The following is a 24,040-nucleotide window of genomic DNA, read 5'->3' on the forward strand; positions in this document are numbered from 1 at the left end:
ATAAAACTTATTGCATTGACAATCGTCATAGGCAGTGACGCTTAAAAAGGAGGTAAACCCGTGTCTGCACATGCTTCTCATGCACCAAATCGCTCGGGGCTGTGGGATTATCTTACGACAGTGGACCATAAGAAAATTGCGATCCTGTATCTGATTGCAGGTGGAATTTTCTTCTTGGCCGGTGGTTTGGAAGCCCTGCTGATTCGTTTGCAGTTGATGTACCCAGAGATTCAATTGGTTGGTGCCAAGACGTTTAACGAATTAATTACGATGCACGGCACCACGATGATTTTCTTGGCAGTTATGCCGATCATTTTTGCTTTGATGAACGCGATTGTTCCCCTTCAAATTGGTGCACGCGACGTAGCATTCCCGTTTGTTAACGCACTCGGATTCTGGCTATTCTTCTTCGGGGGAGTGCTACTGAACACAAGCTGGTTCTTGGGTGGCGCACCTGATGCTGGTTGGACATCGTATACAACTTTGGCTTTGAATCAATACAGTGGAATCGGCGTAGACTTCTACGTACTCGGTTTGCAAATTGCCGGTCTCGGAACGCTGATTGGTGGTATTAACTTCTTGGTTACCATCATCAACATGCGTGCTCCAGGTATGACATTCATGCGTATGCCAATGTTCACCTGGTCGTCCTTTATTACATCCGGTTTGATCCTCTTCGCATTCCCTGCGATTACGGTTGGTTTGGTTCTGTTGATGTTTGACCGTTTGTTCGGCGGAAACTTTTTCAACCCTGACGCAGGTGGTAATGTTGTTATCTGGGAGCACTTGTTCTGGATCTTCGGTCACCCCGAAGTATACATTTTGATTCTCCCAGCATTCGGTATCATTTCTGAAGTGGTTTCTACATTCTCAAGAAAGCGTCTGTTTGGTTACAGCTCCATGGTATTTGCAACTGCGCTGATCGGTTTCTTGGGCTTCATGGTGTGGGCTCACCACATGTTCACAACAGGTTTGGGCGCAATTGCCAACACGCTGTTTGGACTTGCAACCATGTTGATTGCTGTTCCTACAGGTATCAAAATCTTTAACTGGCTGTTGACCATGTGGGGCGGTCAAATCCGCTTCCCTACCGCAAACCTGTTTGCAGTAGGATTTATCCCGACGTTCACAATCGGTGGTATGACAGGGGTTATGCTTGCGGTTCCGCCAGCTGACTACCAATATCATGACAGTTATTTCGTAGTTGCTCACTTCCACTACGTTATCGTAGGGGGGCTCGTATTCGGTCTCTTCGCTGGTCTTTACTACTGGTGGCCGAAAATGTTCGGTAAAATGCTGAACGAAACAATCGGTAAATGGAACTTCTGGACGTTCTTCATTGGTTTCCACCTTACCTTCTTTCCGCAACACTTCCTGGGTCTGATGGGGATGCCGCGCCGCGTCTTTACATACCTCAAAGATCAGAACTTGGATATGGGGAACTTTATCAGTACGATTGGTGCATTTGGTATGACGATCGGTACCATCCTATTCTTGATCAACGTAGTCGTTGCAGCGAAAAGCTCCAAACGCGCTCCTGCAGATCCATGGGATGGACGTTCACTCGAATGGGCGATTCCTTCGCCGCCACCAGAATACAACTTTGTTCAAACCCCTCTCGTTCGTGGTCTGGATGCGTTGTGGGTTGAGAAGATGGCTGGTAACAAAGGTATGACACCTGCAGAACCAATCGGTGACATTCACATGCCATCACCATCGTTCCTGCCATTCTTGATGTCTCTCGGTCTGTTCATTGCAGGTTATGGCTTTATCTACCACAACTACGTGGTCGTAGTTATTGGATTGCTCTTTACACTGGGCTGCATGTTTACCCGTTCTGTGAAAGACGATCCAGGTTATCACATTCATGAGGATGAACTCGACGAGAAAGGGGTAAAGGCTTAATGGCTAACCATCATGCACATGCAGTATTGCCTGACGAACCGGAAAAAGCCACCCTTGAAGGCAAGAATAAGGTTCTTGGCTTCTGGCTCTTCCTCGGTGGAGAGACAGTTCTCTTCGGTTCCTTGTTTGCAACATTTATCGCTCTTCGTGATCAGGCAAATGGTGGACCGACATCCCAATCGTTGTTTGACATGAATCTCGTTGCCGTGGCAACACTTCTCTTGCTTACCAGCTCGATGACAAGTGTTATGGCTACGCTGGCTCTGCACAAGAAAGACCTGAAGAAGATTCAGCTTTGGCTGACCATCACTGTATTGCTCGGTCTCGGCTTCCTTGCTTTGGAGATTTACGAGTTTGTACACTATGTGAATGAAGGACTGAAAATGTCAACAAGTGCATTCTCATCTGCCTTCTACACCTTGGTTGGATTCCACGGAGCTCACGTAGCGTTCGGGATTAGCTGGATCATCCTTTTGCAAGTATCTGCGACGAAAAAGGGCCTGACGGTAGTAACTGCACCGAAGTTCTATCTGGCATGTCTGTACTGGCACTTTATCGACGTTGTATGGGTATTCATCTTTACCGTGGTATATCTCATGGGTATGATCGGTGGAAAGGTGGGATAATCTATGGGAGCACAAGCTCATAATGAAGAGGTACGCAAGCCGAAAGTCAAACACGAGGGTCCGAAAAGACACCTAGTTGCTTTCATCGGATCTCTCGTATTGACTGCACTGGCATTCATTGCAGTGGCGTATGAAGCAATTCCATCAGGTTTTACCGTACCATTCATCGTTGCTTTGGCCTTCGTTCAAGCGTTTTTCCAGCTGTATGTCTGGATGCACATGGATCAAAAAGGTCATGAGTTTGCACGTATCAGTATTTTTGCAGGGTTATTCGTAATCCTGTTGGCAATTTTCGTCTTTATTTTCTGGGTTTGGATCTAGGAAGTGGAGCGAATAGAAGAGGACAGACATTGGGTCTGTCCTCTTTTTTGCGTTTTAAGGAGCTGTAGTGGAGGGGAAGAAGGGAATTTCCAGTCTACGCTTCGGCCTACGCCCTGCAAGGGGTCGAACTGAACTGTCCGCTCCGGAGGCGCTTGACTGGAAATTCCCTTCTTCCCACGTGGCTTTTATTAAGCATGGAAAAAGTTGATTCAAGGAAGTCTCACTGAAATACCCCCAACAAGTACTTTGAGAAATCGAAGGCTGTTCGAAAGTCCTGTCACATGTTTGGAAGGAGACTGCCCGAACGAAGAGAGGATACAGGCGACTGGAAAACATGTGGCAGGGCTTCCCCCGACCACAAAAGATGGAATTGATGGAATTCACCCCATCGAAGCATATTCTGTCAGCCTTTTCCCAGTCATAAACATGAAGAGAAGGAGGGAAAACAATTCGGCAGAGTTTTCTTGCTTTTTGAAAAATACTTGCACCTGTCACAAAGGCTTTATATAATAAAAATATTAACATGCGTTAAAATAACGTTATATGAATTAGTCGTCACACATTACAACTATAATCTGAGGAAAGCAGGGATCATGATGGTGAAATTGGTAGCGATTTATCGCAAGCCCGAAGATATCGATGCTTTTGACAAGCACTATTTCGAGGTACATGGCCCATTGGCAGAGAAAATGCCTGGCTTAATCAAAATGGAAGTGAGCAAAATCTATGGAACACCAATGGGAGAATCCGACCTGCATCTGATGGCAGAAATGTACTTTGAATCAAAAGAAGCGTTGATGGAAGCGTTGTCATCGCCTGAAGGTCGCGCAGCAGGAAAAGACCTGCGTGGCTTCGCTGGACCAATTGTGTCCATGCATTTTGCAGAAGTAGTTTAATCATGACCACGAAAAGATTGATAGACGAACAAGCGATCCATCAGAAGCATTACACAGAGATTTGTGAGAAGCTAAAGCAAGATCCATTTGCGCAATTTTTAGGCATCAAGCTGATTGAGCTGGGAGAAGGAACGGCGACTGCGGAAGTCACAGTTGCCGAGCATATGCTGAATGCACATGGCACCGCTCATGGCGCAATCATCTTCTCCCTGGCAGACTTTGTTTTTGCAGCGGCCTGTAATTCCTATGGCAAAACGTCTGTAGCACTGTCGATGAACATCGGATTTTTGGCTGCTGCCATGAAAGGGAATCGCTTGGTGGCAACCGCGACCGAAGAGAAGAAAAACAATCGAACAGCCTGGTACCGTATTCGCGTAGAAACGGAGCATGGATTGGTAGCGACACTGGATGCACTGGCTTACCGGAAAAGTGATTACTTCGTCGAAATCGACGAAAACGAATAACTGACAGCGAAAATAAAACGGAGAAAGGATGCCAAAAGCCACGTGCTTAGGCTCCTTTCACTGTTTCAAGACGATACGAGAAAGGGGGCAAAGATGTCAGTGGAGATCCGTAATCGATTCAATCACTACCTGGGCATAGAAGTTGTGCACCGAGATGAACAGGGCTGTAAGGTAGCACTGAAAATTCGCCCCGAGCTGTTCAATAGCATCGAAGGTGTCGTACACGGAGGTGTTACGGCGACATTAGCCGATGTGGCAATGGGGCATGGGGCAGCACCTCATGTGGATGGTGTACAGCAATGTGTGACGGTGGAGAGCAAGATTCAATACCTGCACCCAGCTCGCGGTGAGGTACTCGAGGCACAATCCCATGTATTGAAACAAGGAAAAAGCTTGATCGTGATGGAAGCACGCGTGACTTGTGATGGCAAGCTTGTGGCTTTTGCTACCGGAACGTATGCACGGGTTAACCCGCCTGCACAAGGAGGACGTTGATGATGGAAGAGAGCGTTCGATTTGAACGTGAAGGACATATAGGACTGATTACGCTGAATCGCCCAGATGAGTTGAATGCGCTGAACTACGATACATTGGAGCGCCTGGGAAACTTGATTGAGCAGGTACGTCTGGATGCAAAAGAGATTCGCGTGGTCATCGTGAAGGCAGAAGGGCGAGCATTTAGCGCAGGGGCAGATTTGAAGGAGCGCCGTACACTGACGGAACAGCAGGTACGCCGCAATGTCCGCAAAATCCGCGATGTATTTACTGCGTTGGAGAGGCTTCCGCAGCCGACGATTGCCATGATTAACGGATTTGCGCTTGGCGGGGGGTTTGAACTGGCGCTGGCCTGTGATTTCCGCTATGCCGTTGCAGATGCCAAAATGGGTCTAACAGAGGTAAGCTTGGGCATCATTCCAGGTGCGGGTGGTACGCAGCGGTTGTCTCGCTTAATCGGACCCTCCAAAGCAAAGGAGCTGATCCTGACTGCCAGGCGCATCCAAGCGCAGGAAGCGTATCAAATCGGTTTTGTAAATGCTGTTGCAAAAGATACAGAGGAGCTGCGTGAGCTGGCAATGGGGCTGGCAGACGAGATTTTAGCAAATGCTCCGCTGGCTGTGTTTCAGGCAAAATCAGCCATTGATCGCGGAAGCAGTGTCGATTTGCAGACAGGTCTAGATATCGAAACAATGTGTTATGAAGTGATTATTCCCACGACAGATCGTTTGGAAGCATTGGAAGCCTTTCGCGAAAAGCGAAAACCAGTTTTTAAGGGTGAGTAACATTTTCAAACAAGTACTCCTACCGAGTCATAACGCAAGGGGATGAGGGAAGCGACATGATCTTTAATACAGAAATGGAAACGCTAACAAGAGAGAAAATGACGGAACTGCAACTGGCACGCTTGAAAGAAACGGTCAAACGCGTATATGAGCGCGTCCCTTTCCACACAAAGGCGTTCAATGAAGCTGGTGTGAAACCAGAAGATATCCAATCGATCGAAGACATACAGAAGCTTCCATTTATGAAAAAGACAGATTTGCGAGAAAATTATCCATTCAATCTGTTTGCAGTCGAAATGAAGGAAGTAGCACGCATTCACGGTTCATCCGGGACAAAAGGAAAACCGACTGTTGTCGGCTACACCAAAAAAGACCTGGAGAATTGGGCGGAGATCGTGGCGCGCGCCATTTGCTGTGCGGGCGGAGAGCCGGGAGACATTTTCCATAACGCGTATGGCTACGGCCTTTTTACAGGCGGATTGGGTCTGCACAACGGCATCGAGCACATGGGCGCAGTTGCAGTGCCAGTATCCGGTGGCAATACCTCCCGTCAAATTACGTTGATCGAGGACTTCAAGCCACGTGGCATTGCAGCAACGCCATCCTATGTCCTCAACATCGTGGAAGAGATGAAAAAGCAAGGAATCGATCCGCGTGAGACGAGTGTCAAATACGGGATTTTTGGTGCAGAGCCGTGGTCGGAAGAAATGCGCGTACAACTGGAGCATGAGCTCGACATTAAAGCGGTGGACATTTACGGGCTGAGCGAAGTGATGGGGCCAGGTGTTTCCATTGAATGTCATGAAGGGCAGGATGGCCTGCATATCGCAGAAGACCATTTCTACGCAGAAATTATCGATCCAAGCACTGGAGAAGTGCTCCCATATGGACAAGAAGGCGAGCTCGTATTCACGTCACTGACGAAAGAAGCATTCCCGGTTGTGCGCTACCGTACGGGTGATATCGCTTCCCTCAATTCTGAGCCCTGTAAGTGCGGACGGACAACCATGCGTATGTCGCGCATCAAAGGGCGTGTAGATGACATGCTCATTATTCGCGGGGTCAATGTGTTCCCGACAGAGATCGAGTCCGTTTTGCTTACGTTCAACCAATTGGCTCCACACTACCAGGTCGTCATTGAACGCGACGGTGCCCTCGACCGTTTTGAGGTGCACTGCGAGCTGACACCAGCATATGCAAATGAGATCAGTGGAAATGACAGCTCTGCTCTCTCGCCATTGGTGAAAGAAATTTGCCATCAGATCAAAAATACGTTGGGCGTGTCCGTGGTGCTGCGGGTGCAACCGCCGAATTCTTTGACGCGCAGCGAAGGAAAAGCGATTCGTGTCGTGGATAACCGGAACAAATCACAGGCAGCTATTTAAACCAGCTCCTGTAAAAAAAGGGTGTGACAGTTCATGGCCTATGAATATATTAGCGTAGCCAGTGAAGATGGTGTCGGTATCATTACGTTGAATCGACCGAAGATTCTAAACGCACTGAATTTGCAGCTCGTCGACGAATTGGTTGAACAGATGGAGCAAATGGACCGCGACCCGGATATTCGGGTGATCATCCTGACTGGCAACGCGAGGGCGTTCGCAGCGGGTGCCGACATTAATGAAATGGCGGAAGCATCAGCCATCGACATCATGAAGCGCAATCAGTTCGCGGTTTGGGATCGCATCTCGCTTATCTCCAAGCCAATTATTGGTGCCGTCAGCGGCTTTGTGCTCGGTGGTGGCTGTGAATTAATGATGAACTGCGATATCGTGATCGCTTCGGAGACAGCCGTCATTGGTCAACCGGAAATCAAGCTTGGAGTCATGCCTGGGGCTGGTGGTACACAGCGTCTGACGCGTGTGGTAGGTGAGCGAAAAGCATTGGAGATGCTGCTCACAGGTGAACCGATTTCGGCCAAAGAAGCGTTGAAATACGGACTGGTCAATCGGGTAGTGCCAGTGGAGGCGTACTATCAGGAAGCGCTCAAGCTGGCGAAGCAAATCGCCCAGCAACCGCCGCTCGCGGTACAGGTAATCAAAAAAGCTGTGTACAAAGCTGGTGATCTCCCCCTTCAAGAGGGGATGGATTACGAGCGAAACAGCTTTTATCTTCTTTTGGCAAGCGAAGATCGAAAAGAAGGCATGCAAGCTTTTCTGGAGAAGCGCAAACCCCGTTTTACGGGAAATTAGGAGGCGGCCATGTACGAAACGATTCTTTATGAAGTGTCAGAAGGCGTAGCAGTAGTGACCTTGAACCGTCCGGACAAATTCAATGCGTTTACAGCTGTCATGAACAAGGAAATCACCGATGCATTGAAGCAAGCGCAGAAGGATGCGGATGTGCGCTGCATCTTTCTTACCGGAGCAGGGCGGGCCTTCAATGCCGGTCAGGATCTCAGTGACGTTTCTGGAGGGGGAGATGTGGATTACGGTGGTTTCTTGCGGGATCGCTATAATCCAATGATCCTTCAGTTTCAAAAAACAGAGAAGCCGATCATTGCAGCAGTAAACGGTGTAGCAGCAGGTGCAGGCATGAGTGTTGCGCTAGCGTGCGATATTCGCCTGGCATCGGAAAAGGCATCCTTCGTCAATGCTTTTGTCAACATCGGGCTCGTTCCTGATTCAGGAGGCTGCTATTTCTTGCCACGCATCGTCGGGATCGGCAAGGCGTTGGAGCTGGCGATGACAGGGGAAAAAGTATCTGCTGAGGAAGCAATGCGAATTGGATTGGTCAATCAGGTGTACCCTGCGGAGAGCTTCATAGAGGATGCGTTGGCGTATGCGCGCAAGCTGGCGTCACTGCCGACGAAGGGGATTGGTTTAATCAAGCGCACGATGTACAAAGGGCTTGAGATGGGGTTGGAAGAGACCTTGGAATATGAAGCTTTTGCACAAGAGGCGGCTGGCAGCACAGCGGATCATAAGGAAGGGGTCACCGCTTTCATGGAAAAGCGTGCGCCTCGTTTTACAGGCCGTTAGAGGCGAAGGGAGGCAAGCCCAAGTGAGTATAAAAACAGTAGGCGTCATCGGGGCGGGAACGATGGGAGCGGGGATCGCTCTCGTTTGTGCTCGCAAAGGACATCAGGTCATGCTGCTGGATGCAAATCAGGCGGTGCTGGACAAAGCGCTTGTCTATTTGGAATCGATCCTGACAAAAGACGTGGAGAAAAGCAAAATCAGTGAACAAGAAATGGCAGAGACGCTAGAGCTGGTCCATCTCGTATCGGAAATAGAGCAATTGGCAGACTGCGATATCGTCATCGAAGCGGTGCCAGAGCGTCTTGATTTGAAAAAAAGCATTTTCAGCCAGCTTTCTGTGATTTGCAGAGAGGATGCCCTTTTACTAACGAATACTTCCTCCATCTCGATTACGGAGATTGCAGGAGGGCTTTCGCATCCCGAGCGCATTCTCGGATTTCATTTTTTCAATCCGGCACCCGTCATGCCCTTGGTTGAGGTTATTCGCGGGAAAAAATCGAGTGAGGAAAATGTGGAGGTGGCGTATCGATTTGCGCAAGAGTTGGGCAAGGTGCCTGTCCTGGTGACGGACACCCCAGGCTTTATCGTCAATCGAATCGCGCGGCCTTACTATAATGAAGCATTGCGTATCATGGGCGATCATGTGGCAGGTGTGGAACAGATTGACCGCATTATGAAGCTGGCTGGCGGATTCAAAATGGGACCGTTTGAGTTGCAAGACATGATCGGCATCGACATCAATTTTGCCACCACCAAATCGATCTATACCGACTTCTTCCATGAAGGACGATTTAAGCCTAGCCGGATTCAGCAACAAATGGTTCAATCCGGCAGCTTGGGCAGAAAGACGGGGGAAGGCTTCTATGATTACAACCAATAAGGCTGTATTGCTCGTGGGCACAAGCCCGCTGTACGCAGAGTTGAATCATTTGATGGTGGAAAGAGGTTACCAGGTGCTTACGCTTGCAGAAGCGATGGCTGAACCTGAGCTGATTGAATTGGCTGTGGAAGTAAATAGCGTCGATTTGCAGGCGAAAAAGAGGCAGGTACGCGAGCTGGATGACCTATTGCCACCAAACGTACCGATTATCACGACTTCGCTCGCAATTACAGCGACGGAGGTAGCGTCATGGACACAGCATCCTGAACGTGTTTGCGGATTTGGAACGCTCGTGCCCTTGGTTGAACGGGAGCTGATCGAGATTGCCCCTGCCCTGCAAACGGAGCTGGATACGATTCAAGCAACGGAAGGCTTCTTTCAATCACTCGGGAAAGCAACGGAGACCGTAAATGACGAGGTAGGTCTCGTGTTCCCACGCATTTTAACACTCATTATCAACGAGGCTACCTTTACGCTGATGGAAAAAGCGGCAACCGCTACCGATATCGATATCGCGATGAAAAAAGGAACCAACTACCCATATGGCCCTCTCGAATGGGCAGATCGTATCGGGTTGGATGAGATTTTTGCGATATCGAGAGGCTTGCAGCGCGACCTGGCCGAGGAGCGTTATCGCACAGCGCCGCTATTACGCAAGCTGGTGCTGGCAGGGCGTGTCGGCGTACGCAGTGGGCAAGGCTTTTACACGTACGAAGAAAAAGTAGGTGTAGAGGCATGAGCTTGACTACCAAGAAGGTGTACATAGCAACAGCAGTACGTACACCAATCGGCAAGCTGGGCGGAAGTCTGAAGAACACCCCCATCGACGACCTGACAGCCATTGTCTTGAATGGAGCGCTTGCGAAGGCAGGACAATCCGGTGAGATTGTTGATGGGGTCATCATGGGTAACGTCATATCGGCAGGACCGTTTATTAACATTGCGCGCGTTGGTTTGTTGAAAGCAGGGCTTCCTGACACCATACCTGGACTGACTGTGAATCGGGTGTGTGCATCTGGGCTAGAGGCAGTCAATTTGGCTGCGCAGTCTATCCAGGCAGGACATAGTCAGGTCATGCTGGCAGGCGGTGTAGAGAATTTGACTCGTTCACCGTACATCATGGAAAAATTCGAGCAGCCGTATCAACGTGGGGGACAGATGCTGATCGAGTCCTTTGGCGGACCTCGTTCTGCTCCTGTCTCGCTTTATGGCGATCTGACCATGGGAGATACAGCGGAAAACGTGGCGGAGCAATTTGGCATCAGTCGCGAGGATCAGGATCGTTTTGCAGCAGAGAGCCAGTCTCGGGCTATCAACGCAATAGAGGCAGGTCTGTTTCGCGATGAGATCATTCCCATCAAGTTAACTGGGAAAAAAGGGGAAGAAACGCTGTTTGATACGGATGAATTCCCAAGAAGGGATTCTAGTGTGGAGTCATTGTCCAAGTTGCGACCTGCCTTCCGAAAAGATGGTAGCGTCACAGCAGGCAACTCCTCCGGTATCAACGATGGCGCAGCGGCCTTGCTGCTGATGAATGAAGAAATGCTGTTAAAGACAGGCATCGCTCCTTTGGGGCGCATTGTTCATTTTGTCAGTGCTGGTGTTGATCCGCGCATTATGGGCATTGGGCCGGTCGCTGCGATTCGTAAGCTGCTCGCAGAAACGAACATGACCGTAGATCAAATTGATCTATTTGAGTTAAATGAAGCTTTTGCTTCCCAGTCACTCGCCTGCATGCGCGAACTGGGACTGGACCCTTTGAAAACGAATGTAAACGGTGGAGCAATCGCGTTGGGTCATCCACTCGGAATGAGCGGTGCCCGACTGGTAGGTACGATACTTTTCGAGCTGAGACGTCGCCAAAAGAAATACGGAATCGTTTCTTTGTGTATAGGCGGCGGTCAAGGATTGGCCACGTTAGTAGAAGCGCTATAGAAACAAAGCCCTCGTGCATGGGAGGAGTGGAAGAATGAGTACACCTGTCATCATAGATGCTGTGCGCACGCCAATCGGACGTATTGGTGGTGCGTTGAAGGATGTGCGCCCGGATGACCTGGGCGCATTGGTGATTCAAAAGCTGCTGGAACGCAACTCCATCGATCCGAAGACGATTGATGATGTCATCATGGGTTGTGCCAATCAGGCTGGGGAAGATAACCGCAATGTCGCGCGTATGTCACTTCTGTTGGCGGGACTACCTGTCGAAGTGCCGGGAGTGACAGTGAACCGTCTGTGCGGCTCAGGTCTGGAGGCTGTGAACCAAAGCGCGAATGCAATCAAAGCCGGAGTAGGTCATGTCTATATCGCGGGCGGGACAGAGAGCATGACACGCTCTCCGCTGGTGATGATGAAGCCAGGCACGGCTTTTCAGCGCGGCAATCAGCAGTTGGTCGATACGACATTGGGCTGGCGATTGGTTAACGAAAAAATGAAAGAGATGTATCCGCCGATCAGCTTGGGGGAAACAGCGGAGAAGGTAGCGGAGCAATACGGCATTAGCCGTGAAACGCAGGATGAGTTTGCTTTGCGCAGTCAGCAAAATTACGCACGTGCCTTAGCAGAAGGAAAGTGGGATGCGGAGATCGTTCCCGTAGAGCTGAAAGGGCGCAAAGGCGAGGTTACATTGTTTGAGAACGATGAACATGCACGTCCAGAGACGACCATCGAACAGCTCCAAAAGCTGAAACCAGCATTCCAAGCAGATGGCAGCGTCACAGCAGGCAACTCCAGCGGTCTAAACGATGGAGCCTGCGCTCTGCTCATCATGGAACAGGAAGCGGCTCTTGCAGCCGGCTTGAAGCCTCGTGCAAGAATCGTTGCATCCGCAGTCGCAGGTGTCGATCCATCCGTGATGGGAATTGGACCTGTACCTGCTACGCGCAAAGTACTGAAGCAGGCAGGCTTGTCGCTTACGCAGATGGATCTGTTCGAATTCAACGAGGCTTTTGCGGCGCAGGCAGTAGCGAGCGTACGTGAGCTGGGGGTCAACCCTGATCTGGTCAACGTAAATGGCGGAGCAATTGCTTTGGGCCATCCTCTCGGGTGTAGCGGAGCGCGCATCCTTACTACTCTTCTGAATGAAATGGAGCGTCGTGATGCTCGTTACGGGCTGGCTGCGATGTGCATTGGAGTTGGACAGGGAATTGCGACGATTATCGAACGTGTGTAGCTTGGGTAGATAGGGAGGCAGGTACTCTTGATAGATAGACTGCAGCCAGGTACGACGGAAGAATTTACTGTGACAGTGACAAAGGACATGCTGCCTGTTTTTGAAGGCCAAGTCGTGCATCCCGTGATGTCGACAGTCAGCATGATTTATTACATGGAATGGGCGGGAAGACGCGTCATTTTACCGTACCTGGAAGCTGATGAAGAGGGCTCGGGATTTGCTGTAGACATCAAGCATGTCGGCCCAGCAGTGATTGGTCAGGAGGTCACATTCCGGGCTACCTGCGTGCAGGTTACCGAAAAACGCGTAGTGTGCGAGGTTACGGCGGACACTACGCGTAATCGTGTAGGACTCGGTACGTTCGTCCAAGCCATCTTCAAAAAGGACGAAATCAAGCGCCGATTTGAGGCCTTGCAAGCAGAGATCAACCAGGAAGTAAATGGGAAATCATAAATATGACAGAATAAATTGACTCTTTTAAAATGTTTTACTATAATTACGTTTAAATTACGTTATACGATTTTATCGTCATATACTCTCGATCGATTCACGCACTTCCTACAGAATATGGTACAATTTCACACAGCATATAGGTATGAATCGATTTGGGGGTAGAAGAAACGTGAAGCCACAATCCATGCTTTTTACAATTTACGGGGAATACGTCCGCCATTATGGAAGCGAAATCTGGATTGGTAGTCTGACCAAGCTGATGGGGGAATTCGGACTGTCGGAGCCGGCTGTTCGTGCAGCAATCTCCCGGATGCTTCGCCAAGGCTGGCTGGAATCGCGAAAAGTAGGGAACCGCAGCTTCTACTCGGTATCCGAGCGCGGCAAAAAGCGGCTGGAAGAAGCAGCGGCACGTATTTATAAGGTCGAGACAGATGTGTGGGACGGCAAGTGGTGCATTGCCAGCTACAACATCCCAGAGGAGCGTCGAGCGCTGCGTGATCAACTGCGCAAGGAGCTGGGCTGGATGGGCTTCGGGATGCTGACGACCAGCACATGGATCAGCCCGAATAACCTCAGTGATCGCGTGAAGGACCTGACGGAAGCACACGAGATTACAGAGTATGTCGAGATTTTTACATCAGAGCATATGGGCTGGAGCGATCCGAAGCAGCTCGTGCAGAAATGCTGGGATATCGATGAAATCAATGAAAAATACAAGGCCTTCATCGATGCCTACCGAGGTGAATACGAGCAGCTTTCAGCAAAACTTAGCAATGGGGAAGAAGTTCCAGACAGCCATTGCTTCGTGGAAAAGACAAAGCTCGTCCACCAATACCGCAAGTTCTTGTTCATCGATCCTGATTTGCCGCAGGAATTGTTGCCAGAGCTGTGGTTGGGCAAAGAGGCGGATCAGTTGTTCCAAAATTACTACCAGTTATTGAATCCAGGGGCAGTACGATTCTTCGAGACCGTGTATGAAGCTGCGCCATCCGCATAGGCGATAGCTGCGAAGGAAAGGCCCTAGCACGTCTAGGGTCTTTTTCATTCAATTTATTTTCCATTATTTAAAATGTAAGCGTTTTACTTGGGTGTAGTTTAGTGGACGCGAAACAAAGGGGGTACAGCACGAATATGACGGAATTGCTACAGTACGTTGCAAACGGCCTCGTCAGTGGCGGGATTTACGCGATCGTAGCGGTTGGTTTCATCACGATTTACAACGTAAGCAAGGTCATTAATCTGGCACAGGGTGAATTTTTGATGCTGGGCGGAATGGTCACAGTTGCCTTAATTGGCATGAATCTTCCATATGGGTTGGCGGCATTGCTCGCGATCCTCCTGGTCACCTTGATCGGTGTTTTGATGCAGAAATACGTAATCGCTTACGTCAAAAAGGCTAATCCAATTAGTTTGATTATTTTGACGATAGGGATTTCGACACTCATTCGCGGCATTGCCAGCTTTATTTGGGGAAAAGATGCGTTTGCACTCGAACCGATTACGAGCAATGAGCCGATCTCGATCGGCGGCGTGATGATCGCGCAACAAAGTATCTGGATTTTGGCTGCTGTTCTTATCATTCTTTTTCTACTTTGGTACTTGATGGACAAGACGATTCTCGGCAAAAAAATTAACGCCTGTTCGGTCAACCCAATGGCAGCTCGCTTGATGGGGATCAGCCCGACAAAGATGAGTATGCTGGCCTTTGCCATCAGTGGAGCGACAGGAGCGATAGCAGGAATCGTGATCGCGCCGCTTTCCGTAACCTCCTACGATATAGGCGTGCTGCTCGGAATCAAAGGCTTTTCCGCAGCCATTCTAGGCGGACTGGGGAATCCATTGGGTGCAGCCGTAGCCGCCTTTTTACTCGGGATCGTCGAGTCGCTAGGAGCTGGTTACATCAGCTCGGGTATGAAGGACGCGATCGCCTTTCTGGTGTTGATCGGCATGCTGTTGATTAAGCCATCTGGCATCTTTGGAGAACGTAGCGTTGGAAAAGGAGGGCTATGATGAAGCAGATCATCGATAAGTGGGGCAAAAGCATAGGAATCTACCTGTTTTTGATGATTCTTTTCCCATTCGTTATGCCAGATGAATACTATCGATCTGTCGGAATTATTATCGGTCTTCAAGCAATCGTAACCATCGGGCTATGCCTCGTGATGGGGCTGGCTGGACAAATTTCGCTGGGGCAAGCCTCGTTTTGGGGGATAGGCGCCTATACGTCGGCTGTATTGACGACGAAGTACGGTCTGCCGCCATTTGTCGGTCTCATCGCCGCTGCGGTTGTTCCAGGGTTATTCGCCTTTATCCTCGGGCGAGCGATAGCGGGGCTGCAAGGCTACTACCTCGCGATGGCAACTCTCGCATTTGGCTACATCGTCCAGATCGGGATTACGGAATGGGAGTCGGTCACAGGGGGAGCAAACGGGATGATCAGCATTCCGCAGATGACTTTCTTCGGTGGAAGCGAGCTATCCATGTACTTTCTGATTTGGGGAGTCGTCACCTGTGTGCTGCTCTTCTCACTTAATCTCTTGAATTCACGCGTCGGCAGAGCGTTTCGGGCGATTCACAAAAGTGAAATTGCCGCGACCTCGATGGGAATTGATGTCCGCAAGTTCAAGCTGAATGCCTTTGTAGTAAGCGGCATGTTCGCTGGTATTTCTGGCGGCTTGTATGCCCATTACATGGGAATTCTTGATCCGCAGCCGTTCGGACTGCACGAGTCGATCAAGTTTCTGACGATGGTCGTCATCGGCGGGATGACAAGCATCTGGGGCGCTTTGATCGGGACGATCCTGATTGGCTTTATCAGTGAAGGGCTGATCCTCTTGGGTGAAGTGGTGCCGGGTTTGCAGGGGGATGTGGATACGATTGTGTTCGGTGCGATTCTCGTGCTGATCATTATGTTCATGCCAGAAGGATTGGTTCCGCGCATCCGGGCTGCTTTCGAAAAAGGGCAGGCGAAAAAGGCGAAGGCCATGGCTGACGACGCACAACGAAAGCAGCAGGTGGAAAGGAAGGCTGCAACATGACAACACTTTTGGATGTGCAAAAGCTCTCTCGTGATTTTGGCGGCGTGCGGGCAGTGAATCAAGTAGATTTTCAGGTGCGAGAAGGAGAGATCCTCGCGCTGATCGGTCCGAATGGCGCTGGAAAAAGCACGGTGCTCAACATGGTGTCGGGTGTGATCTCGCCTTCGGAAGGAGAGATTCGCTTCAGCAACCAGCCGTTGACACGTGTGCAAGGCTACGAATATGCCGGATTGGGCATCACCCGAACCTTTCAAAACCTCCAAACCTTTGACGATATGACCGTCTTGGAAAACGTGATGGTCGGCATGCATACCAAGACAAGCGCGAGTCTCTTTTCCTGCGGCATGAATCTGGCAAAGTCCCGCAAGGAAGAGAAGATGATGCAGGAGCAAGCACAGACGTGGATAGAGAATGTTGGCTTGGCAGAGGAAGCGTCCTTGCTGGCTGGGAGCTTGCCATACGGGAAACTGCGGCTGATGGAGATTGCCCGCGCAATGGTAGCCCAGCCGCGGTTGCTCTTGTTGGATGAGCCTGCTGCGGGTCTGAATCATACCGAGACGGCGGAGATGAGCCGCATGTTTTGCGAGATTCGCGACAACGGAACGGCTATTTTGCTAGTGGAGCATGACATGGATATGATCATGACGATTGCAGACCGCATCGTTGTATTGGATCAAGGATCAAAAATCGCAGAAGGTACCCCGCGTGAGATTCAGGAGAACCCGCGAGTGATTGCGGCGTATCTGGGTGCAGAATGAAGCGCGAAAGAGGTGAACAAACATGGGGAAGGCAGTCCTTACAGTAGACAACATCACGGCTCGCTACGGTCCGGTGGAAGTGTTGCACGGGATTACTTTACAAGTGAACGAAGGCGAGATCGTCTCTCTGTTAGGTGCAAATGGGGCAGGCAAAACGACGCTTTTGAACTGTATTTGCGGTCTGCACGGCGACAAGGAAGGCAAGATTTGGTTTCGTGACGCGGACATTACGCGTGTTCCTGCGGAGCTGGTAGTACCGCGGGGCATGGCGCATGTACCGGAGCGCAGACAAATTTTTTCGACGCTGACCGTAGAGGACAATTTGTGGCTGGGTGCTTCGCATCGGATGCCCAAGACGAGCAAAAAGGAAATTGCCAAAGAAATGGAGACGGTGTATGAACGTTTTCCCATTTTGGCAGAGCGGAAATGGCAGCTCGGGGGAACGCTTTCCGGGGGGCAACAGCAGATGCTCGCCATTGGCAGAGCGCTCTTGTCTCGACCGCAGCTTCTCTTGTTGGACGAGCCTTCGCTAGGATTGGCTCCATTGATTGCCAAAGAAATCCTGACGATTGTGCAGGAGATTCGCTCGGAGTGGGGCACCACGGTGCTGTTGGTCGAGCAAAATGCTCGCGCAGCGCTCGCTATTTCCGACCGGGCTTACGTACTCAGTACAGGAACCGTCATGCTGGAAGGGAAGGCAGACGAGATTAGCAATGACCCGCGTGTGCAATCTGCTTATTTGGGAAGCTCCCACGAGGCAGTGTAGCCAATAGCAGTTTGACTAAGATAGACACATACATTTGAGGGGGTACACCCATGAAAAAACGAACATTCAAAAAATGGCTATTTCCAGCAGCAGTCGCTTCGCTCGTTTTCTTGAGTGCCTGTGGAGGCGGCGCTACGCCAGCGGCAGAGTCGGGCACTGGTGGCGCCAGCAAGGACCCGATCAAGGTCGGCGCTATTTTCTCGCTGACTGGTCCGAACAGTCCGCTCGGCGTACCAGAGAAGCAAGCGGTAGAGTTGTTGGTAAAAGAAATCAACGGCGCTGGCGGAGTAGAGGGTCGACCGTTGGAAGTCATTTTTGAAGACGACAAGTCTGACAATACGGAAGCAGTAAAAGCAATCAAAAAGCTCGCTTCGAAAGAAAAGGTCGTAGCTGTACTCGGTTCCTCGGGCAGTGGTCCGTCTCTCGGGATGGCTGAGTATGCCGCAGCAGAAAAGCTCCCGCTGATCTCGATGGCAGCGGCAGACCAAATCACCAATCCAGTTCGTGCAGGCATCTACAAAACGCCGCACACGGACGTACACGGAACGAAGCGCATCTTCAAATATTTGAAGGAAAAAGGCATTACGAAAATTGCTACGCTCAATGACAGCAATCCATATGGAAGTGGCTGGACCACGCAATTGCAAAAATATGCGCCTGAATACGGCATCACGATTGTAGCCGAAGAAAAGTACGGCACAAAAGATCCGTCTATGAGCTCCCAATTGACCAAGATCAAAGGGACTGATGCGCAGGCACTGATTGTGGCAGGTACGAATCCTGGACCCGCTACGATTGTGAAGGAAGCCAAGCAACTGAACCTCACGATTCCGATCATTAGCAGCCATGGCTCTGCGAATAGCAAATTCCTCGAACTGATTGGAGACGCAGGTGAGGGTGTCCTGATGGTAGCTGGAAAACTGCTCATTCCTGAACAAGTAGCGGCAGACGATCCGCAATCTGCCATCATCAAAAAATTCGTGGATGGTTATCAAGCTGCCTACAATACACAGCCAGACGGCTTCGCGGGATACGGATACGACGGCTTGAATCTGCTCGTGGAAGGCTTGAAGCAAGCAGGCGGCGACACCTCTAAACTGGGCGAAGTATTGGAAAAGGCGAAATACGTAGGGGTAACCGGAGAATTCAAGTTCACGGCTGATGATCATAACGGTCTGACAGAAGACAGCATGATCATGGTTGAAGTGAAGGATGGAAAATTCCAGCTCGTTAAATAAGAGAAAGAAGTTCGTTCCCTCCGCGTCGTGAAGAAGAATGCGGGGGGAATCGTTGTTTTCAACACAAGGGTAGGAGGATCATGCATGTCTCAATTGCTGAATAGCGTCTTAATGGTCGCACCGATTTTACAAAAGGCGTTTTTGTCTGAATGTATGGTAGGAGTCACCGACAAAGAGAAGTTTCTCGCCTATTATCCGGCACAGGGCTTGAACCTGGGGATTCGAGTAGGAGACGAATTGCGCCCGGGGAGTATCAATGCGACGGCGGTAAAAGAGGGCAAGCGGGTCGTGAAGAAGATTTCCAAAGAGCTCTACGGCATTCCTTATATCGCAGTCGGTTATCCGCTTGTAGAAAACGGGCGTGTAGTTGGTTGCTTGGCGACAGGCGTGACGACCGATCAAGAGGATCGTTTGCACGGTTTGGCTCAAAACTTGACGGACGCGCTGGAAAATATCGCTCAGCATACAGAAAGTCTGGCAAAGGACGCGGACAATTTGGCACAAGCTAGCCATACGCTTAGTGATGCAGCTGGTCAATTAGGGCTGAAAATTGCAGAAACGACCCAAATCAACGAATTGATCCGCAATATCTCGACGCGCTCCAATGTACTCGGCTTGAATGCCGTCCTCGAAGCGGCACGGGCAGGTGCTGCTGGTCGCGGCTTTTCCGTGGTCGCAGAGGAAATTCGTCAGCTTTCCCAGACGACCGCTACTTCAGCGAAAGGTATTTTCCATCTATTAGATGAAATGAATGCACTCGTCGGGACGGTAACGGGCGAAATGGAGAAGACGATGAATCACAGCGTGCAGCAGTCAACGCGAATTCAGGAGCTGGATGCAGTAATGCAGGAGCTGAGGCAAATGGCCGAGCAATTGAAAAAGGCAGCAGAAATAACTGGGCGCGGAGAATAGTAGAGTCTCAATGTAAGCGTATTGCAAAAACGTATGACGTTATGATATTATTGCGTTATAAAAACGTATTATAATTTTAACATAATGCATATCTGATAAAAGGAGGGCGTTCTCCATGCAAATGAGGCTCGAACATGCCGATCTGACTGAAAACGAAAAGTTGGAAGCGTTTTTAGCGAGAATCGAACGCGGGGAAAAAATAGAGGCAGACGATTGGATGCCAGACGACTATCGCAACCAGTTGATCAAGCTGATTTCGATGCATGGCATCAGTGAGATCATGGGTGCCTTGCCGGAAAAAGAATGGGTACCAAAGGCGCCGACACTGCGCAGAAAGCTGGCAATTATGGCGAAGGTCCAGGACGAGATGGGGCATGGTCAATTGCTTCTTCGCGTCGCAGAAGACTTGCTTGAGCCATTGGGCAAGACGCGCGAGGATATCATGAATGATTTGTTTACAAAAAGACTGAAATTTCACAATGTATTCCACATGGAGGCGCCTACCTGGGCTGATGCTGGTGTGATTGGCTGGCTGGTTGACGGCGCGGCTATCATTACGCAATCGATGTCCCTCGATACATCTTATGCACCTTACGCCCGTGCTCTGCATCGGATCTGTGCGGAAGAAAAGTTCCACGCCCAACACGGGGAGAGCATCGTCTTGGAGTTGGCAGAAGGCACCGATGAACAGCGCCAAATGCTGCAAGATGCTATCCATCGTTGGTGGCCAGCGCTCTTGATGTTTTTCGGACCGCCGGAAAACGGCAACATTACGAGCAATCAGGAATCCAACATGCGCTACAAGATTCGTACACAGACCAATGAAGAATTGCGCCAAGTATTCCTGAAAAAGTATTTGCCGCGTATTTTCCACCTTGGCTTCACAGTTCCAGACGATACGATTTACTTCGACGAGGCAGAAGACAAATGGGTCTACCAACAGCCTGACTGGGAAGAGTTCAAGCAAATCGTCAAGGGGAACGGACCACGCTCCGCTCATCGTCTGAATCTTCGGGTAATGTCTTATGAAGAAACCAAATGGGTGCGTGACGCGATCATGTCGTACGGCCGACAAGTAGGGTAGGTGAATGTGGATGAGCAACGAAAACTTTTTCATATATGAAGTATTCAGCCAAAAAAGCGTAAATGCTCCGTTCGTCCAACAGTTCAGTTTGTTGGCACCCAATAAAGAAGTCGCATTGAGCATGGCGAGGGAAAATTTCTTGCGCCGCGAGCCTTGTTTTAATTTGTGGGTAGTCAAGCGCGACGACATTTTTGGACTACCGCCAGAGGAGCGTCCTTTCCTGGAAAGACTCGACAACAAGAGTTATCGAGAGACCAAAGGATACGGCGACTTGCAGTCGAGATGGCGTCACCATCGCGAGCAGTACGAAGAAAAACAGAAGCATGCAGGCAACGGCAGTTAAGCAGGAGGGATTCAATCATGGGCGACCGTTTACATGTAGAAACAGTGGAAGTAGCAAAACAAAACCCGGCATTCGCAAAAGCGTTAACCGACCTGTTGTTCCAGCTTGCTGATGACGATTTTATATTGGCGTATCGTGGATCGGAATGGCTTGGGCTTGCTCCGCATATTGAAGAAGATGTGGCCTTTTCTTCGATGTCCCAGGACATGATGGGCCATGCCGTGATGTTTTATGAAATGCTGGAGCAACTAGGGGTAGGAAAAGCAGACGATCTCGCACAGCTGCGCGAGGTGAAGGCGTTTTCCAATGCGATCTTGGTAGAGCGTAAAAACGGCGACGGCGAATACAACGATCATCCTCATTACGATTGGGCTTATGCGATTGTTCGCAGCTATGTGTACGGCTTATACAAGCAGGTTCGCTTGGAGGCACTTACGCAGTCGTCATACGCACCACTCGCGCTGGTCAGTCGCAAAATGATGACAGAGCATCGCTATCATCTGATGCACTGGCAAGTTTGGCTGAAGCAACTGGCGAACAGTACGCCTGATGCGCGTCAGAGGCTGGAGGCAGCCATTGCAAAAGTTTGGAAGGATGCCGGGGAGCTGCCTCATCTTGGACCAAACGAGGGCGCTATCGTTCAATTTGGCCTGATTGCAGAAGAAGAGCAACTGAAACAAAAATGGCTGACACTGACCAAAGACATTTTCGAAAAAGCAGGACTCGAATGGCAGGGTGAGCCAGGAGTTCCACAAGAGCGCGGTCGTCACGGTGAACATACTGCTGATCTGGTGCAAGCTTTGGCTACCTTGTCTGAAGTGTATCGCATTGATCCGGCTGCAGGCTGGTAAAAGGAGTGATTCTCTCATGGCGCAAGAAGAATTGCAACTGCATGAAGGGCTTGAAGCGACATGCTGGGAACTGCTGCAGCAAGTAACAGATCCCGAAATTCCGGTGATCAGCATGGTAGAGATGGGGATGATTCACAAAGTGCGCGTCGAGGCAGACGTCGTACACGTCGAGGTGCTCCCTACCTTTGTCGGCTGTCCGGCACTCGAGATCATGAAGAAGAACATCACAGAAAAGCTGGTGGAGGTAGAAGGAATCAATCAGGTTCAGGTAGCGTTTGTCTATGATCCAGCCTGGACTTCTGATCGTATCGCCTTGGATGCTCGTGATAAGCTGAAAAGCTTTGGCATCGCGCCGCCACCGCTTGACTTCAAACAGGGAGATACATGGGAAGTGGCATGTCCCTACTGTGATTCCCCGTATACAAAAATGGAAAATTTGTTTGGCCCTGCTGCTTGTCGAAGTATTTTGTATTGCCGGCACTGCAAAAATCCGTTTGAGGCCCTAAAACCAATCTATTGAGAGAGATTGAGAGGAGCGAATGTCATGGGAGAGTACAAGCAAATGTTTATTAATGGAGAATGGGTGACTGCCGAGAGTGGCGAGTCCATTCAAATTACGAATCCTGCTACAGGCGAAACAGTTGGAACAGTAACCTTCGGCGATGGTCGTGATGCCAACAAGGCCATCGACGCTGCTCATCAGGCATTTGCAAGCTGGTCTCGACTGACTGCTCGCGAGCGCGCCAAATATTTGTACAACTTGTCCGAGCTGGTGAAAAACAATCGGGATGAACTAGCGGGCATCATTTCTGCTGAAATGGGCAAGCCTTTGGGCGAGGCAAAAGGCGAAGTGCTGGGTGCCGCTGATAATTTCGTTTGGTACGCAGAAGAAGCCAAACGTGTCAACGGAGAAACGATCCCATCCTCCGTTGCGAACAAGCGCATCATGGTGCTACGTCAGCCTGTAGGGGTGGTAGGGGCGATTACCCCGTGGAACTTCCCGGTGAACATGGTTGCACGCAAGATCGCTCCGGCATTGGCTGCGGGCTGCACGGTGGTTTTAAAGCCAGCAGAAAGCACGCCGCTGTCTGCGATTCGTATGTTTGAGCTGATTGAGCAGGCTGGTTTTCCAAAAGGCGTCGTAAACCTCGTCATTGGAAATCCTGAATCGATTGGGAAAGAGTTCATCGACAATCCGAAGCTTTCCAAAATCGGATTTACAGGCTCCACTCGTGTCGGCAAGCTGCTGATGGAGGGCGCGGCGAAGCAAGTGAAGCGCGTCAGCATGGAGCTTGGTGGTCACGCACCGTTCATCGTATTCCCGGATGCCGATCTGGATGCAGCCGTAAAAGGTCTGTTTGAGAGCAAATTCCGCAACTCCGGTCAAATGTGCATTTGCACGAACCGCCTGTACGTCCACGAGGATGTCGCAGATGCGTTCACAGAAAAACTGGTAGAGCGTCTGAAGCGTGCGAAGGTAGGAGATGGTCGCCAGAAAGAGACAGAGATCGGTCCACTGGTGAACGAGCGTGCCTTGAACAAGGTGCTCGAGCATATCGAGGACGCCAAGGACAAAGGCGGGCAAGTGGTATACGGCGGAAATCGTTTGCTTGAAGGTGATTATGCGAAGGGCTTCTATTGCGAACCGACCTTGATTGCTGGCGTTACAACGGATATGAAAATCTCCTTTGAGGAAACGTTCGGTCCAGTCGTTCCACTCGTGCGTTTTACAGAGGAAGCGGATGTTGTACAGATGGCAAACGACACACGTTACGGCTTGGCTGCTTATGTGTACACCCGCGATAATCAGCGTTGCTTCCGTATGGCTGAGCTCCTCGAATACGGAATCGTAGGGATCAATGATGGTTCTCCTACGCAGACGCAAGCGCCGTTCGGCGGATTCAAAGAAAGCGGAATCGGCCGTGAAGGTGGCCGCTACGGAATGGATGAGTATTTGGAAACCAAGTTCGTTTCCTTTGGACTGTAAGATAAGAAGAGAAGAAGAGTTCAGACAAGATCTGGACTCTTTTTTATTTTCATATAGGAAAGATTTTAAAAGGTACCGATGAACAAAC

General features: G+C 50.1%; 27 protein-coding genes. All 27 read left to right on the forward strand.

The genetic code is table 11. From position 1 onward, the window contains the following. The first annotated feature begins 60 nt into the window (after positions 1-60). The 27 genes from ctaD to POF51_RS16600 all read left to right on the forward strand — a co-directional run bounded on the left by ctaD (position 61) and on the right by POF51_RS16600 (position 23,952). Entirely contained in the window at positions 61-1,905 is a 1,845-nt protein-coding gene (gene ctaD, locus POF51_RS16470) for a cytochrome c oxidase subunit I (protein ID WP_017251583.1), read from the forward strand. Next, positions 1,905-2,531 carry a cytochrome c oxidase subunit 3 gene (locus tag POF51_RS16475; RefSeq protein WP_017251582.1) on the forward strand — a complete coding sequence of 209 codons (627 nt, stop codon included), beginning with the start codon at positions 1,905-1,907 and terminating at the stop codon, positions 2,529-2,531. Before ctaD ends, POF51_RS16475 begins: the two co-directional genes overlap by 1 nt. A gap of 3 nt (positions 2,532-2,534) precedes the next feature. Continuing rightward, the gene (locus POF51_RS16480; protein ID WP_007723383.1) at positions 2,535-2,852 is read left to right on the forward strand and encodes a cytochrome C oxidase subunit IV family protein; all 318 of its coding nucleotides are present in this window, start codon (positions 2,535-2,537) and stop codon (positions 2,850-2,852) included. Positions 2,853-3,448: 596 nt separating this feature from the next. Continuing rightward, entirely contained in the window at positions 3,449-3,748 is a 300-nt protein-coding gene (locus POF51_RS16485; RefSeq protein WP_007723387.1) for an EthD family reductase, read from the forward strand. Between the two features lie 2 nt (positions 3,749-3,750). After that, positions 3,751-4,212 carry a PaaI family thioesterase gene (locus tag POF51_RS16490; RefSeq protein ID WP_017251578.1) on the forward strand — a complete coding sequence of 154 codons (462 nt, stop codon included), beginning with the start codon at positions 3,751-3,753 and terminating at the stop codon, positions 4,210-4,212. Positions 4,213-4,305: 93 nt separating this feature from the next. Then, the gene (locus tag POF51_RS16495; RefSeq protein WP_016741459.1) at positions 4,306-4,707 is read left to right on the forward strand and encodes a PaaI family thioesterase; all 402 of its coding nucleotides are present in this window, start codon (positions 4,306-4,308) and stop codon (positions 4,705-4,707) included. Beyond that, positions 4,707-5,492: an enoyl-CoA hydratase-related protein gene (locus tag POF51_RS16500; protein WP_170831601.1), complete on the forward strand. Its 786-nt coding sequence runs from the start codon at positions 4,707-4,709 to the stop codon at positions 5,490-5,492. The genes POF51_RS16495 and POF51_RS16500 overlap by 1 nt, the downstream gene beginning before the upstream one ends. 56 nt (positions 5,493-5,548) lie before the next feature. After that, positions 5,549-6,877 (forward strand): phenylacetate--CoA ligase PaaK, encoded by a 1,329-nt coding sequence (gene paaK, locus POF51_RS16505; RefSeq protein WP_069849037.1) that lies wholly within the window; start codon positions 5,549-5,551, stop codon positions 6,875-6,877. Between the two features lie 33 nt (positions 6,878-6,910). Further along, a complete protein-coding gene (locus POF51_RS16510) occupies positions 6,911-7,684 on the forward strand; it encodes an enoyl-CoA hydratase-related protein (protein WP_069849035.1) in 774 nt (257 codons plus the stop codon). 9 nt (positions 7,685-7,693) lie between these two features. After that, entirely contained in the window at positions 7,694-8,473 is a 780-nt protein-coding gene (locus POF51_RS16515; protein ID WP_069849033.1) for an enoyl-CoA hydratase-related protein, read from the forward strand. Positions 8,474-8,495: 22 nt separating this feature from the next. Continuing rightward, positions 8,496-9,353: a 3-hydroxyacyl-CoA dehydrogenase family protein gene (locus POF51_RS16520; RefSeq protein WP_069849031.1), complete on the forward strand. Its 858-nt coding sequence runs from the start codon at positions 8,496-8,498 to the stop codon at positions 9,351-9,353. After that, positions 9,337-10,092: a 3-hydroxyacyl-CoA dehydrogenase family protein gene (locus POF51_RS16525; protein WP_069849028.1), complete on the forward strand. Its 756-nt coding sequence runs from the start codon at positions 9,337-9,339 to the stop codon at positions 10,090-10,092. Before POF51_RS16520 ends, POF51_RS16525 begins: the two co-directional genes overlap by 17 nt. After that, on the forward strand, positions 10,089-11,288 hold the full coding sequence (locus POF51_RS16530; RefSeq protein WP_069849026.1) for a thiolase family protein: 1,200 nt from the start codon (positions 10,089-10,091) through the stop codon (positions 11,286-11,288). Before POF51_RS16525 ends, POF51_RS16530 begins: the two co-directional genes overlap by 4 nt. A 34-nt stretch (positions 11,289-11,322) precedes the next feature. Continuing rightward, on the forward strand, positions 11,323-12,522 hold the full coding sequence (locus tag POF51_RS16535; RefSeq protein ID WP_069849023.1) for a thiolase family protein: 1,200 nt from the start codon (positions 11,323-11,325) through the stop codon (positions 12,520-12,522). 27 nt (positions 12,523-12,549) lie between these two features. Then, positions 12,550-12,975 (forward strand): thioesterase family protein, encoded by a 426-nt coding sequence (locus tag POF51_RS16540; RefSeq protein ID WP_069849021.1) that lies wholly within the window; start codon positions 12,550-12,552, stop codon positions 12,973-12,975. Positions 12,976-13,144: 169 nt separating this feature from the next. Next, positions 13,145-13,972: a phenylacetic acid degradation operon negative regulatory protein PaaX gene (paaX, locus tag POF51_RS16545; RefSeq protein WP_017251568.1), complete on the forward strand. Its 828-nt coding sequence runs from the start codon at positions 13,145-13,147 to the stop codon at positions 13,970-13,972. A gap of 134 nt (positions 13,973-14,106) precedes the next feature. Beyond that, complete coding sequence (locus POF51_RS16550; protein WP_017251567.1) at positions 14,107-14,985, forward strand: branched-chain amino acid ABC transporter permease; 879 nt, start codon at positions 14,107-14,109, stop codon at positions 14,983-14,985. Beyond that, the gene (locus POF51_RS16555; RefSeq protein WP_238144536.1) at positions 14,982-16,013 is read left to right on the forward strand and encodes a branched-chain amino acid ABC transporter permease; all 1,032 of its coding nucleotides are present in this window, start codon (positions 14,982-14,984) and stop codon (positions 16,011-16,013) included. Before POF51_RS16550 ends, POF51_RS16555 begins: the two co-directional genes overlap by 4 nt. Then, positions 16,010-16,771: an ABC transporter ATP-binding protein gene (locus POF51_RS16560; RefSeq protein WP_069849016.1), complete on the forward strand. Its 762-nt coding sequence runs from the start codon at positions 16,010-16,012 to the stop codon at positions 16,769-16,771. The genes POF51_RS16555 and POF51_RS16560 overlap by 4 nt, the downstream gene beginning before the upstream one ends. A 22-nt stretch (positions 16,772-16,793) precedes the next feature. Next, entirely contained in the window at positions 16,794-17,537 is a 744-nt protein-coding gene (locus tag POF51_RS16565) for an ABC transporter ATP-binding protein (protein WP_017251564.1), read from the forward strand. 50 nt (positions 17,538-17,587) lie between these two features. Beyond that, positions 17,588-18,775 (forward strand): ABC transporter substrate-binding protein, encoded by a 1,188-nt coding sequence (locus tag POF51_RS16570; RefSeq protein ID WP_069849014.1) that lies wholly within the window; start codon positions 17,588-17,590, stop codon positions 18,773-18,775. 84 nt (positions 18,776-18,859) lie between these two features. Then, a complete protein-coding gene (locus tag POF51_RS16575) occupies positions 18,860-19,687 on the forward strand; it encodes a methyl-accepting chemotaxis protein (RefSeq protein ID WP_069849012.1) in 828 nt (275 codons plus the stop codon). Positions 19,688-19,802: 115 nt separating this feature from the next. Further along, positions 19,803-20,771 carry a 1,2-phenylacetyl-CoA epoxidase subunit PaaA gene (gene paaA / locus POF51_RS16580; protein ID WP_069849009.1) on the forward strand — a complete coding sequence of 323 codons (969 nt, stop codon included), beginning with the start codon at positions 19,803-19,805 and terminating at the stop codon, positions 20,769-20,771. Positions 20,772-20,781: 10 nt separating this feature from the next. Beyond that, positions 20,782-21,114 carry a 1,2-phenylacetyl-CoA epoxidase subunit PaaB gene (gene paaB / locus POF51_RS16585; RefSeq protein WP_015893218.1) on the forward strand — a complete coding sequence of 111 codons (333 nt, stop codon included), beginning with the start codon at positions 20,782-20,784 and terminating at the stop codon, positions 21,112-21,114. 17 nt (positions 21,115-21,131) lie between these two features. Next, positions 21,132-21,965, forward strand: a complete 834-nt coding sequence (gene paaC, locus POF51_RS16590; RefSeq protein WP_271755749.1) for a 1,2-phenylacetyl-CoA epoxidase subunit PaaC — start codon at positions 21,132-21,134, stop codon at positions 21,963-21,965. A 16-nt stretch (positions 21,966-21,981) separates the two neighbouring features. Beyond that, on the forward strand, positions 21,982-22,485 hold the full coding sequence (gene paaD / locus POF51_RS16595; protein ID WP_069849005.1) for a 1,2-phenylacetyl-CoA epoxidase subunit PaaD: 504 nt from the start codon (positions 21,982-21,984) through the stop codon (positions 22,483-22,485). 24 nt (positions 22,486-22,509) lie between these two features. Beyond that, a complete protein-coding gene (locus POF51_RS16600; protein ID WP_069849003.1) occupies positions 22,510-23,952 on the forward strand; it encodes an NAD-dependent succinate-semialdehyde dehydrogenase in 1,443 nt (480 codons plus the stop codon). The last annotated feature ends 88 nt before the right edge of the window (positions 23,953-24,040 follow it).

Origin of the sequence: Brevibacillus sp. AG (genome assembly GCF_028369215.1) — a bacterium.
Lineage (GTDB): Bacteria > Bacillota > Bacilli > Brevibacillales > Brevibacillaceae > Brevibacillus > Brevibacillus porteri.

Excerpts from the sequence above, each read along its gene's own strand:
- POF51_RS16475 (WP_017251582.1), top strand. The coding sequence starts at position 1,905 with ATGGCTAACCATCATGCACATGCAGTATTGCCTGACGAACCGGAAAAA.
- POF51_RS16480 (WP_007723383.1), top strand. The coding sequence starts at position 2,535 with ATGGGAGCACAAGCTCATAATGAAGAGGTACGCAAGCCGAAAGTCAAA.
- POF51_RS16485 (WP_007723387.1), top strand. The coding sequence starts at position 3,449 with ATGGTGAAATTGGTAGCGATTTATCGCAAGCCCGAAGATATCGATGCT.
- POF51_RS16490 (WP_017251578.1), top strand. The coding sequence starts at position 3,751 with ATGACCACGAAAAGATTGATAGACGAACAAGCGATCCATCAGAAGCAT.
- POF51_RS16495 (WP_016741459.1), top strand. The coding sequence starts at position 4,306 with ATGTCAGTGGAGATCCGTAATCGATTCAATCACTACCTGGGCATAGAA.
- POF51_RS16500 (WP_170831601.1), top strand. The coding sequence starts at position 4,707 with ATGATGGAAGAGAGCGTTCGATTTGAACGTGAAGGACATATAGGACTG.
- paaK (WP_069849037.1), top strand. The coding sequence starts at position 5,549 with ATGATCTTTAATACAGAAATGGAAACGCTAACAAGAGAGAAAATGACG.
- POF51_RS16510 (WP_069849035.1), top strand. The coding sequence starts at position 6,911 with ATGGCCTATGAATATATTAGCGTAGCCAGTGAAGATGGTGTCGGTATC.
- POF51_RS16515 (WP_069849033.1), top strand. The coding sequence starts at position 7,694 with ATGTACGAAACGATTCTTTATGAAGTGTCAGAAGGCGTAGCAGTAGTG.
- POF51_RS16525 (WP_069849028.1), top strand. The coding sequence starts at position 9,337 with ATGATTACAACCAATAAGGCTGTATTGCTCGTGGGCACAAGCCCGCTG.
- POF51_RS16530 (WP_069849026.1), top strand. The coding sequence starts at position 10,089 with ATGAGCTTGACTACCAAGAAGGTGTACATAGCAACAGCAGTACGTACA.
- POF51_RS16535 (WP_069849023.1), top strand. The coding sequence starts at position 11,323 with ATGAGTACACCTGTCATCATAGATGCTGTGCGCACGCCAATCGGACGT.
- POF51_RS16550 (WP_017251567.1), top strand. The coding sequence starts at position 14,107 with ATGACGGAATTGCTACAGTACGTTGCAAACGGCCTCGTCAGTGGCGGG.
- POF51_RS16555 (WP_238144536.1), top strand. The coding sequence starts at position 14,982 with ATGATGAAGCAGATCATCGATAAGTGGGGCAAAAGCATAGGAATCTAC.
- POF51_RS16560 (WP_069849016.1), top strand. The coding sequence starts at position 16,010 with ATGACAACACTTTTGGATGTGCAAAAGCTCTCTCGTGATTTTGGCGGC.
- POF51_RS16565 (WP_017251564.1), top strand. The coding sequence starts at position 16,794 with ATGGGGAAGGCAGTCCTTACAGTAGACAACATCACGGCTCGCTACGGT.
- POF51_RS16570 (WP_069849014.1), top strand. The coding sequence starts at position 17,588 with ATGAAAAAACGAACATTCAAAAAATGGCTATTTCCAGCAGCAGTCGCT.
- POF51_RS16575 (WP_069849012.1), top strand. The coding sequence starts at position 18,860 with ATGTCTCAATTGCTGAATAGCGTCTTAATGGTCGCACCGATTTTACAA.
- paaA (WP_069849009.1), top strand. The coding sequence starts at position 19,803 with ATGCAAATGAGGCTCGAACATGCCGATCTGACTGAAAACGAAAAGTTG.
- paaB (WP_015893218.1), top strand. The coding sequence starts at position 20,782 with ATGAGCAACGAAAACTTTTTCATATATGAAGTATTCAGCCAAAAAAGC.
- paaC (WP_271755749.1), top strand. The coding sequence starts at position 21,132 with ATGGGCGACCGTTTACATGTAGAAACAGTGGAAGTAGCAAAACAAAAC.
- paaD (WP_069849005.1), top strand. The coding sequence starts at position 21,982 with ATGGCGCAAGAAGAATTGCAACTGCATGAAGGGCTTGAAGCGACATGC.
- POF51_RS16600 (WP_069849003.1), top strand. The coding sequence starts at position 22,510 with ATGGGAGAGTACAAGCAAATGTTTATTAATGGAGAATGGGTGACTGCC.